This is a genomic window from Phyllobacterium lublinensis, assembly GCF_020164435.1.
In the GTDB taxonomy this organism is placed as follows: Bacteria; Pseudomonadota; Alphaproteobacteria; order Rhizobiales; family Rhizobiaceae; genus Phyllobacterium; species Phyllobacterium lublinensis.
This window is the reverse complement of record NZ_JAIUDQ010000020.1, coordinates 55,718-68,356: the sequence shown is the minus strand read 5'-3', so window position 1 is coordinate 68,356 and position 12,639 is coordinate 55,718. Positions and strand designations below refer to the sequence as shown.

12 protein-coding genes and 1 other RNA gene are annotated in these 12,639 nt (G+C 57.6%); 9 read left to right on the top strand and 4 right to left on the bottom strand.

Annotation, left to right across the window (positions count from 1 at the left end):
* Positions 1 to 16: 16 nt before the first annotated feature.
* From K9U38_RS20055 to K9U38_RS20040, 4 genes are all read right to left on the bottom strand, one after another.
* Positions 17 to 463, bottom strand: coding sequence for a MarR family winged helix-turn-helix transcriptional regulator (locus K9U38_RS20055; protein WP_224496124.1), 447 nt, complete (start codon positions 461 to 463; stop codon positions 17 to 19).
* A gap of 68 nt (positions 464 to 531) precedes the next feature.
* A complete protein-coding gene (locus K9U38_RS20050; protein WP_224496123.1) occupies positions 532 to 840 on the bottom strand; it encodes a GNAT family N-acetyltransferase in 309 nt (102 codons plus the stop codon).
* Entirely contained in the window at positions 837 to 1,064 is a 228-nt protein-coding gene (locus tag K9U38_RS20045) for a hypothetical protein (protein ID WP_224496122.1), read from the bottom strand. The genes K9U38_RS20050 and K9U38_RS20045 overlap by 4 nt, the downstream gene beginning before the upstream one ends.
* 3 nt (positions 1,065 to 1,067) lie before the next feature.
* Entirely contained in the window at positions 1,068 to 4,700 is a 3,633-nt protein-coding gene (locus K9U38_RS20040; RefSeq protein ID WP_224496121.1) for a hydantoinase B/oxoprolinase family protein, read from the bottom strand.
* Positions 4,701 to 4,939: 239 nt separating this feature from the next.
* On the opposite strand from K9U38_RS20040, the gene K9U38_RS20035 reads away from it, so the two are divergent.
* From K9U38_RS20035 to K9U38_RS19995, 9 genes are all read left to right on the top strand, one after another.
* A complete protein-coding gene (locus K9U38_RS20035) occupies positions 4,940 to 5,359 on the top strand; it encodes a hypothetical protein (protein ID WP_224496120.1) in 420 nt (139 codons plus the stop codon).
* Between the two features lie 91 nt (positions 5,360 to 5,450).
* Positions 5,451 to 6,170 (top strand): J domain-containing protein, encoded by a 720-nt coding sequence (locus tag K9U38_RS20030; RefSeq protein ID WP_224496119.1) that lies wholly within the window; start codon positions 5,451 to 5,453, stop codon positions 6,168 to 6,170.
* Entirely contained in the window at positions 6,157 to 6,921 is a 765-nt protein-coding gene (locus K9U38_RS20025) for a peptidoglycan recognition protein family protein (protein ID WP_224496118.1), read from the top strand. The genes K9U38_RS20030 and K9U38_RS20025 overlap by 14 nt, the downstream gene beginning before the upstream one ends.
* Before the next feature lie 213 nt (positions 6,922 to 7,134).
* Complete coding sequence (locus K9U38_RS20020; RefSeq protein ID WP_224496117.1) at positions 7,135 to 7,926, top strand: lytic transglycosylase domain-containing protein; 792 nt, start codon at positions 7,135 to 7,137, stop codon at positions 7,924 to 7,926.
* 96 nt (positions 7,927 to 8,022) lie between these two features.
* An RNA gene (rnpB, locus tag K9U38_RS20015) (RNase P RNA component class A) lies at positions 8,023 to 8,511 on the top strand.
* Between the two features lie 398 nt (positions 8,512 to 8,909).
* The gene (gene mraZ / locus K9U38_RS20010) at positions 8,910 to 9,374 is read left to right on the top strand and encodes a division/cell wall cluster transcriptional repressor MraZ (RefSeq protein WP_224496116.1); all 465 of its coding nucleotides are present in this window, start codon (positions 8,910 to 8,912) and stop codon (positions 9,372 to 9,374) included.
* A complete protein-coding gene (gene rsmH / locus K9U38_RS20005) occupies positions 9,374 to 10,399 on the top strand; it encodes a 16S rRNA (cytosine(1402)-N(4))-methyltransferase RsmH (protein WP_224496115.1) in 1,026 nt (341 codons plus the stop codon). Before mraZ ends, rsmH begins: the two co-directional genes overlap by 1 nt.
* Positions 10,400 to 10,402: 3 nt before the next feature.
* Positions 10,403 to 10,873: a cell division protein FtsL gene (ftsL, locus tag K9U38_RS20000; RefSeq protein WP_224496114.1), complete on the top strand. Its 471-nt coding sequence runs from the start codon at positions 10,403 to 10,405 to the stop codon at positions 10,871 to 10,873.
* Complete coding sequence (locus K9U38_RS19995; RefSeq protein WP_224496113.1) at positions 10,873 to 12,612, top strand: peptidoglycan D,D-transpeptidase FtsI family protein; 1,740 nt, start codon at positions 10,873 to 10,875, stop codon at positions 12,610 to 12,612. The genes ftsL and K9U38_RS19995 overlap by 1 nt, the downstream gene beginning before the upstream one ends.
* Positions 12,613 to 12,639: the final 27 nt, after the last annotated feature.

Sequence of the window (12,639 nt, the reverse complement as noted above, 5' to 3'; positions counted from 1 at the left end):
TCAGGGACCAATAGCATCAGCTCTTCTCGATGAGATCGCCAATGTTGCGGTTAACGGCGCGCAACACCTTGATGGCCGTCATGAGCTCGTGCTCGTCAATATGACCCACATACTCGGCCCGCAAAAGCTGGGCCAGATGATCGACCTTCGTTGCCAGTTCGGCTCCGAGTGGAGTCATGACGATCTGCTTGGCACGCCGGTCAGCCTCGACGGCGCGCCGTTCGATGAATCCCTGCTTTTCGAGGCCATCCAGCAAACGCACCATGGTTGGTGTTTCGATTTCGAGCTCTTCGGCAAGCTCCCGCTGATTGAGCCCGCCCAATCTTTGCAGGAGCAGCAATGTCCGGGCACGCGCAAGCGTCAGGCCCAGTTCCTTCACCCGAGCGTCAAAAAGCGTCCGCAGTTTGCGGCTGGTTTTGGTCAGTTCATCGACGAACTGTGTATGGGATGTTTGGTGAGACATATCCATAGCCATATAATAAGTAGTGTGCTAACTATTAGTTGGCGATATAACGCTTCTCATCCATTCGTTCAAGGTTCATGGAGCTTTTCCGCAGGATTTTTATCAGTGCAGATCGAGCCGCAACAGTTCGTCGTCATAGGATTGGCCGCCAAGGCGTCCTTTTCGAAACCGTAGACCGTAAAGCCAAGCCCGAGATAAAGCGTGCGTGCGGAGATATTTGCAGCCATTACCGTGGCATGCACGGTGTCGACATGAAGACGCGCATGATCGATGACGGCTTGCGTCAATCGTTGTCCGAGTGAATGTCCACGCCATTGGGGATCAACATAGACACCCCACAGCAGTCCCTTGTGCCGTTGTTGCAGTTTGCGGTTCACTGCAAAACCGCCATGCCGACGAGCCTGGCATCGGCAAAAGCGCCGAATACCGCGTTTGGTCTGTCGTCAAGACGCTGGCGGAATTGGTTCAGGCTTAGACCGGCTTCATCCTCGTAGCTGGAACCGAAAGCCTCCGGAGCACTGCGCAAGGCGTGCAAACGCAATGTCCGGAACAGTTCGGCGTCGCCGCCATCCAGCATTCTTATTGAGATGGCGGCGTCCAATGGTCAGGCCCCATATCCGCCGGGCGTGGGCGTAGTCAGGATGACCGCTTCGCCTGCCTCAAGCACGGTTTGGTCGCAGGCTTGCAACGTCTCGATAGTCCCATCCTTTCGGCGGACTTCTGTTTTGCCAACCTCGCCATCGCCACCGCCATCCAGTCCTTCGGGTGGGCGATTGCGATGGGAGGACAGGATGGCGCAATCCATGCGTTCCAGAAAACGGATCGTGCGCTTGGTGCCACTGCCGCCGCTGAACTTGCCCTTGCCCCCGGAGCGTTCCCGGATATGAAAATCCTCCAGCAGAACAGGGAAGCGCATCTCAAGAATTTCGGGATCAGTGAGCCGCGAGTTGGTCATGTGTGTGTGGACTGCTGACGTGCCGGCAAAACCCGTTCCATCGTTGAAGTGGCCTGCAGGCGAGCCGGAGCAGATCGTCTCGTAATATTGGTAGCGGTTATTGCCAAAGGTCAGGTTGTTCATCGTACCTTGCGAATTCGCCATTGCGCCCAGTGCGCCGAAAAGCGCATTGGTAACGTGCTGGGATGTCTCCACGTTGCCGGCAACAACCGCAGCCGGATAGGTGGGCTTCAACATGCAGCCGTCCGGAATGATGATGTCGATTGGACGCAGGCATCCTGCATTCATCGGTATCGCGCCCTCTACCATGACGCGGAATACATAGAGCACAGCGGCGCGTGCGACCGGTTCGGGGGCGTTGAAGTTGTTCTTCATTACTGCCGATGTGCCGCTAAAATCGACCGTGGCCCGCCGTTCCTTGCGGTCGACCGAGATCTTCACCTGGATTGTCTGGCCGGTGTCGGTCGCATACGAATATTCCGAGCTTTCCGGCAGCCGGTCGAGAACAGCACGGACGCTTTCCGCGGCATTGTCCTGGACGTGTCCCATGTAAGCTTCAACAACGCCAAGGCCAAATTGCGCAATCATCTTCCTGAGTTCGGCGACGCCTTTTTCGTTGGCAGCTATCTGCGCTTTCAGGTCGGCAACGTTCTGATGAACGTTGCGCACGGGCCAGGGATGATTGGTCAAGAGCTCCGTCAGTTCCGCTTCGCGGAAGCGCCCGCGCTCGACCAGGCGGAAATTGTCGATAAGGACGCCTTCTTCATCCACCGTTGTTGCCAATGGCGTCATCGACCCCGGAGCGGATCCTCCTATATCCGCATGGTGTCCGCGCGACGCCGAATAAAACAGGATGTTCTCGCCGGCGTCATCGAACACCGGAGTGACAACCGTAATGTCGGGCAGATGCGTTCCGCCATTATACGGCGCATTGAGCGCAAAGACATCACCGGGCTGAATATCGCCGGCGTTGAGCTTGATGATGGTTTCGACCGAACGGTCCATCGATCCGAGGTGAACCGGCATGTGCGGCGCATTGGCCACCAGTGCACCGTTGCGGTCGAAAACGGCACAGGAGAAATCAAGACGTTCCTTGATATTCACCGAATGTGCCGTGTTCTGTAGCGTTACGCCCATCTGCTCGGCAATCGACATGAACAGATTGTTGAACACTTCAAGCATGATCGGATCTGCCTGAGTGCCGAGTGCCGCAGTACGGGCTTTCTTTTCAATCCGGCGCATCAGGACGTGGTTGAGCTTGGTAATTTCCGCCTGCCAGCCGGGTTCGACAACGATGGTCTGGTGTGTCTCGATGATCAGTGCCGGACCCGCAACCCTGTGTCCGGCCAGCATATTGATTCGCGGATAGGTGAGGGCGTCATGGAACTGTCCGCCCGAATAGACCCTGCACGGATCCCCTGGCTGGGGTTGCGAACCATCTTGCTCATGCTCATTTTCAACTTGGCTGCGCCCATGCGCATCGGCAGCCTCGACGCCCACTGCCTCTACCACGATTGGCTTGTTGTCGTAGATGAAACCGAACTGCGCCCTGTGCGCAGCCTCGAAGCCGGAACGGGCCTGATCGATCGAGAACGGACTGAAATCAATCGGTATTGTCGTATCAGTGCCCTCGTAGCGCAGATGGAGAACGGGGCGTGAGGTAATGTGTTGACGAGCCACGCCCTGGCCGGCGATTTCTGCGACGACGGCATTGGTGAGACGTTCAGATAGTTGACGGATTTCGTGCAGCGTCTCTGGTGCGAACGGCTTGACGAGTGCTTGCTGCCGCGAGGCGAAGATCGATGACAGACCAATGCCATATGCTGAAAGCAGCCCTGAAAACGGATGGATGAGCACCGCCTCCATGCCGAGGGCATCGGCGACGAGACAGGCATGCTGCCCGCCCGCTCCACCAAAACAGTTGAGCAGGTACCGGGTCACGTCGTAGCCGCGCTGGACCGATATCTTCTTGACCGCGTTGGCCATGTTTTCGACGGCGATCGTAATGAAGCCTTCGGCGATTTCTTCGGCGGTTTTGCCGTCGCCGACCTCCGTGGCAAGTTCAGAAAACTTCCGGGCAACGATATCGCGATCGAGAGCCTCGTTCTGATCCCGTCCAAAAATTGCGGGGAAATATTCTGGACGCAACTTGCCGAGCATGACATTGGCGTCGGTCACAGCCAGCGGCCCGCCGCGCCGGTAGCAGGCGGGGCCGGGGTTGGCCCCGGCGGAGTCGGGTCCGGCGGACAGGCGTCCGGCACTGTAATGGAGGATAGAGCCGCCACCGGCGGCCACCGTGTGAATACGCATCATCGGAGCACGAATACGCACGCCTGCCACTTCCGTATCGAAAGCGCGCTCATAATCGCCGTCATAATGCGCCACGTCCGTCGACGTGCCGCCCATGTCGAATCCGATAACCTTGTCGAAACCGGCGAGCCGTGCGGTTTCGACCATCCCGACGACACCCCCCGCCGGTCCGGACAGGATGGCATCCTTGCCCTGAAACAAGTCTGCCGCCGTCAGTCCCCCTGACGACATCATGAATGACAGGCGAGGCGACGCGTCGCTTCCACCGGCTGAGGTTATGCCAAGCTCGCTTGCGACATGATCGACATACCGGCGAAGGATGGGCGAAAGATAGGCGTCGACAACCGTCGTGTCGCCACGGCCGACCAGCTTTGCCAGCGGCGATACTTCATGGCTGACCGAGACCTGGCCGAAGCCCAATTCTCGGGCAATCCTGGCAGCCGCCTGTTCGTGCGCCGGGTAGTTCCACGCATGCATGAATACAATAGCTACAGCGTCGATCCCGTCTTTCCTTGCAGTGTTCAAGGCCTCGCGAATATCTTCAGGGCGGGGAACTGCCTCGACCGATCCATCTGTTCTTACGCGCTCATCGACCTCAATGACGCGTTCATACAGCTGTTCGGGAAGGATGATCTCCTTTGCAAATATGTCCGGGCGCGCCTGGTAGGCAATTTTAAGCGCATCGCGAAAGCCCTTGGTGATCAGCAGAATCGTCCGGTCGCCTTTGCGCTCCAGCAGTGCATTGGTCGCCACAGTCGTACCCATCTTGACCTCGCCTATCCGGTGCGAGGGCATGGCGTCGCCTTGCTTGACGCCCAACAGCACACGAATGCCCTGAATGGCCGCGTCCTGATAGGCTTCAGGATTCTCCGACAGCAGCTTGTGGGCAAGAAGTTGACCCTGAGGATCGCGCGCGATCACGTCGGTAAACGTGCCTCCGCGGTCAATCCAGAAATCCCATTTTTCATTCATATTATTCGTCCGTCGTAATAGAATTAGTGATTCGTAAAATGGCGGGCATCGTCCACCAATGCGACAATAGTCAGGACCGGGCGGCAAGCGCAATCGGTGGAGGCGCTCGCAACCAATTTTCTGCGAAACGATTGATATCCACATGAAAATCAACTGGAACTGAAAACAAAAACCAATGCGGCTCGAATTTGAGTAATGTGGAATTCGAGGGGCCACATCAAATTTCGGAGAGGAAAACCATGAGGAATAAATTAGTTGTTTCGCTTGCGGCCGTTTCGCTTTTGACACTTGCGGCCTGCGGCGAAGGCGAGAAGAAATCCGAACAGGCTCCGGCAACGACCGAGCAGCCCGCACCAGCTCCGGCACCAACGACTGCGGCCCCGGAACCAACGCCCGCCGCCTCGGCACCAGCTCCCGCTGAGCCAGCGAAAACCGAGGCACCGGCTGCCCCGGCGGCGCCCATGAATGCACAGGACACGCTCAACAAGCTCAAGGAACAGGCTGCAACGATGACTGCCGAACAGAAGCAGGCTGCCGTTGCAACGGCACGAACGGCCGCTGAGGAAGCTGCCAAGGCGGCGGGTCAGACTGCTGAGCAGGTCACTGCTGCTGCGGATGCCGCCGAGAAGGCCATCAAGGAGGCACTTGGCGTTCAATAAAGCAATATGAAACTCAATAAATGGCCGGCCTTCGGGCCGGCTTTTTATTATCGCTCTCGCAATTGCGAGAGAATTTGATAAAACGAAGCTCATGTCGATTTGGCGCCGTATCAGCGATTTCATCACCAGCACCGCGATTGATGCTTTCTCAAGCCTCATCGAGGCGGTGCGGACAGCTTTTGAGGGTGATCCGGAAACCCGGCGCCGCGTGGCATTCTCGATTGCCATGATTGCACTGTCGGCCAAGATGGCCAAGGCGGACGGCGTGGTCTCGCAGGTCGAGGTCAATGCTTTTCACGACATTTTCCATGTGCCGCAACAGTATCAGGATCAGGTGTCGCGGCTGTATAATCTCGCAAAGCAGGACGTGGCTGGGTACGAGGCCTATGCGACCCAACTGGCGGGGCTTTGCGGCAGCGGCAAGCCGAATTGCAAGATGCTCGAGGACGTGCTCGATGGGCTGTTTCACATCGCCAAGGCAGACGGCGCGCTGCATGACAAGGAACTGACTTTTCTCGGCACTGTAGCCGAGATATTCGAGCTTGACGAAGCACAGTTTGATCGGATCCTGGCACGTCATGCCGGAAGGGGGCATGCCGATCCCTATCTCGTCCTCGGCCTCTCGCGGGACGTCAGCTTTGAAGCGGCCCGCAAGCAATACCGGGCGTTGGTTCGTGAAAACCATCCGGACATGCTGATGGCCCGCGGCGTCCCGGAAGAATTCATCGCAATTGCCAATCAGCGTATTGCCGCGATCAATGCGGCCTGGGAAAAAGTCGAAAAAGACCTGAAGGCATATGAAAGCGTTTGAATCCAACCATTTGCGCGCTGAAGTTCATGCCTCACCGAATTTCGGACCTCGCAGGGACGGCAAGCGGCCCTCTCTGCTTATCCTTCATTACACTGGCATGGAGACCGGTGCGGCTGCCGAAAGCTGGCTGGCAAACCCGGCAAGCGAGGTGTCGGCGCATTATCTCGTTCACGAAGATGGCCGCGTTGTACAAATGGTTCCGGAGAGCGAGCGTGCGTGGCACGCTGGCCAGAGCTCCTGGAAGGGCGAGACGGATATCAATTCGAGTTCGATCGGGATCGAGATCGTCAATGAGGGTCCCTTGCTCGATTTCCCCGATTTCAAGAGCCAGCAGATCGATGCCGTTATCGATCTGTGCAAAGGCATTATCTCACGCCATGGCATCCGGCCAGAGGCGGTCCTGGCACATTCCGATATTGCGCCCGCTCGCAAGATCGATCCGGGCGAAAAGTTTCCGTGGCCTGTTCTCTACGATGCCGGCGTGGGTCACTGGGTTATCCCTTCACCTGTGCGCGGCGGCCGCTTCTTCTCCCTGGGGGACGAGGGGCAGCCTGTCGAAGCTCTTCAGTCGATGCTGGCCGTCTACGGCTATGGCGTCCCGATCGATGGAGTGTTCGGATCGGCGACAGAATTGGGCATTTTGGCGTTTCAACGCCACTTTCGCCCTGAAAAAGTCGATGGAGTCGCGGACATGTCAACCATCGAGACGCTGCATCGACTGCTTTCTGCCCTTCCGGTGCTGACTGCGTAACTTATTGAACAAAAAAGCCTTTTTAGCCTCATTTTGTGCAGTGCAACCTATATATTTCAATGGGTTACACAAAGTTATTTGGCCGACCAATATTCGGCTGCATTGGACCGTCAAATCCTTGGCCAGTGTTCCGGCTCTGCCCCTTTGATTTTTGGGCGACGGAATGATCCCGGCGTGCACGTTCGTGCGGCCCAAGCATTTAGACGGAAAACGATGACAAAAAAATTTGGTATGATTTTCGCCCTTCTCGGGGCGATGGCCCTCTACGGCTCGAGTTCGGCACTAAGCAGTTCGGCAGCTCCTACGAATCTCGCTGACTTCATCAAGGCGAAACGGGCAAATGAGCTGAAATCAAAGGCAACCGATAAGTCGACTAAGGCGGTTCAGCCAAAGGGTAAAGTCAAAACGAGTGCCGCCAAGGCACCTGTTGTCAAGAAAACAGCTGCTGCCAAGCAGTCGCGTGTCAGCAAGGCAACTGCTGCCGCAAAGCAGCAGCGTGTGAGCAGGAAGGCCGCTTCGCACAAGCGTCCCGTCGTCCAGGCCAAGGCCCGTGAAAAGACAGTTGTGACGAACAAGACAATCGGTAGCATCGACACGATGACAACCGGCAGCATCGCTTCGGCGATGGGACCGACCAAGTATTCGACGATCATCAATTCCTACGCGGCATCCTATGGCGTGCCGGTGGCATTGGCCAATGCGGTCATCAGCGTCGAGAGCAACTACCAGCCGAACACCACAGGCAGTGCCGGCGAAATTGGCCTGATGCAGATCAAGCTCGAGACTGCACGTGGCCTTGGGTATACCGGTTCGCGCGAGGCTCTTTACAACCCGGACACGAACATCCGTTGGGGAATGAAATATCTTGCGGGGGCACACAAGCTCGGCAATGGCACAACGTGCGGAACGATCCTGCGGTACAATGCCGGCCACGGCGCCACCCGCATGAACCCGGTCTCGGCCAATTATTGCGCCAAGGTAAAGACACAGATGGCTTCCATGTAAGCTTTGCGCTTGCTTTGACTGCCTTAAAAAGCCGGTGGATCGCTCCGCCGGCTTTTTCATTTGCGTTTTTCCCTAAGAACGCATTTATACGGATCGCCAGCTGGCCGGGCAGCCGCGCATGTCATAAGCCGAAAGGCGGCATGTGAGGAAAGTCCGGGCTCCAGGGAAACACGGTGCCGGATAACGTCCGGCGGGGGCGACCCCAGGGAAAGTGCCACAGAAAGGAAACCGCCCCGTCTTTCGTTGTGCCGGGTCCAGAGTAATTCCAGGAAAAGTGTGAAGCGGTTTTCCATCCGGAATTGCGACAAGGGATAGTGGACTGGACGCAAGGAATGACGGGGTAAGGGTGAAAGGGTGGGGTAAGAGCCCACCGCGCAACTGGTAACAGCGGCGGCATGGCAAACCCCACCGGGAGCAAAACCGAATAGGGACGGCGTGCTGGGCGAAAGTCCGGCGATCAGTTTCCGGGTCAGTCGTCCGGGTAGGTTGCAGGAGGCGGATGGCAACATCCGTCCAAGATGAATGGCTGCCGCGCCGGGTGAAAACCCGGCCATACAGAACCCGGCTTACAGGCCAGCTGGCACTTCAATTTTTCATCGCGGGCATGCCCGGCGACGTTGCGTGCGGCGGTGTTCGCTTACACCTCGCGCGATAGTCCTAACCCTTCATTAAGCTTAATGAGCGATAAATTCAGAATCGCCGGAAGTGTGCTGGAATTGCGGGCCCACTCCCATCCAGTGTGCTCTAGTCCCATTGACGCCCATAGTGCCCCATGATATCGCTTGATTTCATCAGTAGCGTTCAGTCGACACGGTGTTTCCCGACATTGGATTTGGCTTGCCAGGGTAGGCGCTCGGCTCACTTTGCCGGTGCTCCGACTCCTATTGATGGCGCTCGCGCTTCGAAACGAAAGAGGAGCGAAGCAGAGTTGGAAATGATCGAGGCCCCTATGACGCCCGGGGCAAAAACGGCAGGGTTGTGGTTTGAACCGGTTCCTCGGACATGTAACGAACAAGATCGATGCCAAGGGACGGGTCTCCGTTCCGGCGCCATTTCGTTCGATCATCCAGATGGCGGGGTACACGGAACTCTATGCGCTTCGCTCGTTGCACCTGCCTGCTCTCGATGTGGGCGGACCGGAACTTCTGACCCGCTTCGACAAGCATCTGGGGCAGGAGGATCCCTTCGCAGAAACAGCGGACGATATGTCTTTCTATCTGCACGCGGATGGGGGCTTCCTGAAGCTCGACGGGGACGGACGGATTACGGTTACAGACTTTATTCGCGAGCATACCGGCATCTCGGCCGATGTGACCTTTGCGGGCGCCAATACACATTTTCAGATGTGGCAGCCGGACCAGTTCGAGACACATCGGGCAAGGGTCCGAGCGCGCCTGGCGGAGCAACGTCGGCAGCGGGAACTGAGCGCTCCGGCAGGGAGCAGCTGATGGCCGGCCCGGGCAGCGACGTCACGTCGGATGCGGATGGTAACGGACGCCATATACCGGTTCTGATCGAGGAAGTGATCGCTGCGCTTCAGCCTTCCAATGGTCAGCTCGTCATCGACGGCACATTCGGTGCGGGCGGTTACACCAGGCGCATTCTCCAGACCGGTGCATCCGTTACGGCCGTTGATCGGGATCCCTCGGCGATCGAAGCCGGACGGGCGATGGAGAGGGAATACGGGGGCCGGCTGACGCTCGTTCAGGGCACGTTCTCTACCCTCGACCAGGTGGCGCTGCTGGGCGCCCCGGACGGCATCGTTCTCGACATCGGCGTATCCTCCATGCAGATCGATGAGGCCGAACGTGGATTTTCATTCCAGAAGGATGGGCCGCTCGACATGCGCATGTCGAGCTCCGGGCCCAGTGCTGCCGACGTCGTCAACCGGTTGAAAACGGGCGATCTGGCTCGAATCTTCAATTTTCTGGGTGAAGAACGGCATGCCGGTCGCATTGCCCGCATGATCGAAAAGCGTAGGGCATCCGAGCCCTTTACCCGTACGCGCGACCTTGCCAATGCAATCGAAGCGCTTGTTGGCAGAAATCCGAAAGTGCCCATTCACCCCGCAACACGGGTGTTCCAGGCGCTGCGCATTTTTGTCAATGACGAACTGGGTGAACTGGTTCGAGCGCTGCATGCGGCGGAACGTGTTCTCAAGCCTGACGGACGCCTGGTCGTCGTGACGTTTCATTCACTGGAAGACCGCATCGTCAAACGCTTCTTCGCGGATCGTTCGGGAACAGGCGGCGGGTCGCGTCATCTGCCGCAGCTTGAGCAGCGTCTGGCCAGCTTTACCCCGATCGGCAAGGGTATTGTTGCGCCGAGCGAAGCCGAGTCTGCCCGTAACCCCCGCGCACGTTCTGCCAAGCTGCGCGCTGGCATTCGCACGGACAATCCGCCGCTCGCCGAAGATCACTCGATCTACGGCCTGCCCAATCTTCCGGTTTTTCATGAAACGGCGAGGAGCTGACCTGTGCTGCGTACCTTCGACATTATTTTGATCGGACTGATGATCATGGCGGCGGCCGTGACCTACAAGATCAAGCACGACGCTGAGAAGCAGATGGCACAGGTCAACAAGCTCGAGCGCATGATCACCGATGAGCGCGATACGATTGATTTGCTCAAGGCCGACTGGAGCCTGCTGACCCAGCCGAACCGGTTGCAGAAACTGGTGGAATCCTTCCAGGGGCAGCTCGAGCTTCAGCAGGTCGAGGCACAGCAGATCGTTACGATCAACGAACTCCCCCAGCCAAGGCCAGTGGTGGAGGACCTTGATGACGTAGCCAGTATCATCACCGAAGCAAGTGCAGCAGGGACCATCAAACCCGACGTCACCACGACCGGAAGCATTGTCAAGCCGAAGGCGGTTCCAAAACCACCGATACGCAGCGTTCCGAAGGTAGCACCAAAGGCAGCACCAAAGGGAGTGGGGCTCTACTGATGGCCGGGATCTGGATCAAGCGGAAGAAATCTGAGCTTGGAGCGAGCACCGCGCCAGCGCTCGAACTGGATTCCAGGAAGAAGAAATCCGGCAATCGTGCCCGTAACCGCGTGGTTATGGCTATTGCCTGTTTCATGGGTATCTACGGGATTATCGGCGGTCGCCTTGTCTATTACGGCATGCAGGAAGATACCTCAGGCTATAACGGTCCGACCGGGTCAGGGCTCGCTTCGCGTCCCGACATCCTCGATCGCAATGGTGAAGTTCTGGCGACCGACATCAAGACTGCCTCGCTTTACGCGGAGCCACGCAAGATTGTCGATCCGGACGAGGCAATTGAACTTCTTTCGACGGTGCTGCCCGATCTCAATTTCGAACAGACATACAGCCGCCTCAAGAGCGGGTCCGGCTTCGCCTGGCTCAAGCGTGGTCTGACGCCGCAGCAAAAGAGCCAGATCATGGCGCTGGGTATCCCGGGCATCGGGTTCAGAACTGAAAAATCGCGCTTCTATCCAGGCGGGCCCACGGCTTCGCATATCCTTGGCCTTGTCAATATCGACAACCAGGGTATCGCCGGCATGGAGAAGTATATTGATGAACAGGGTCTGTCTGATCTGAGGGATGTCGGCCTTGCCGACAGCCGGTCGCTTGAACCGGTACGTTTGTCGATCGATCTGCGTGTCCAGCATGTCGTGCGCGATGTCGTGGTCAATGCGATGCAGCGCTATCGCGCCATAGCGGCAGGTGCGGTGGTGCTCAATGTTCGAACAGGCGAGGTGCTGGCCATGGCATCGGCCCCGGATTTCGATCCCAACAATCCGTTCAATGCGCTCGACAAGGACCGGCTTAACCGCATGTCGGCAGGCACGTTCGAGATGGGATCGACCATCAAGAGCTTTACGACTGCAATGGCGCTGGATTCAGGCAAGGTCAATTTGAGCAGCACATTCGATGCTAGCCGGCCGATCACCATCGGGCATCAGACAATCCGCGACTTTCACGGCAAGCATCGCATTCTGACCTTGCCGGAGGTGTTCATTTACTCGTCGAACATCGGCTCGGCAAAGGAAGCCGATGTTGTGGGCATCGAGGGCCACCGGGAGTTCCTGCACCGCCTGGGGCTCCTGGATCGCATGACAACGGAGCTGCCGGAAGTGGCTCGTCCGATGGAGCCAAAAGTCTGGAAAAAGGTGCACTCGATCACCATCGCTTTTGGGCACGGAATGGCGACGACGCCGCTTCAGACCGCTGTCGGCGCTGCTGCCCTGATGAATGGCGGCAAGTTGATTGAACCAACCTTCCTGCCGCGTACGATCGAAGAGGCCAACAAGGTGGCAAAGCAGGTTGTGAATGAAAAGACCAGCGAGGACATGCGCTATCTCTATCGCCTGAACGCCGAGAAAGGCTCGGGTGGTTCCGGTAACCGCGCAACCGTTCCCGGCTATCGCGTCGGTGGCAAGACAGGTACCGCGGAAAAGGTCGTCAATGGCCGTTATTCGAGCGATGTGCGGTTCAATGCCTTCGTTGCGTCATTTCCGATCGACAAGCCGGAATATGTTGTCTTGACCATCATCGATGAACCAAAGGCCGAGGAAGGCAAGGTTGGCGCCACGGCCGGGTTCAATGCTGCGCCGATGGTGGCCGATATTATCCGGCGGTCGGCATCTTTCCTCGGCGTGAAGCCTGATTTCGGTGAAGAACAAGAATCTGCTCCAATGATGGTGACCTTTGATGACTAGTTGCCGCAGATTCGACTCAAAACGATG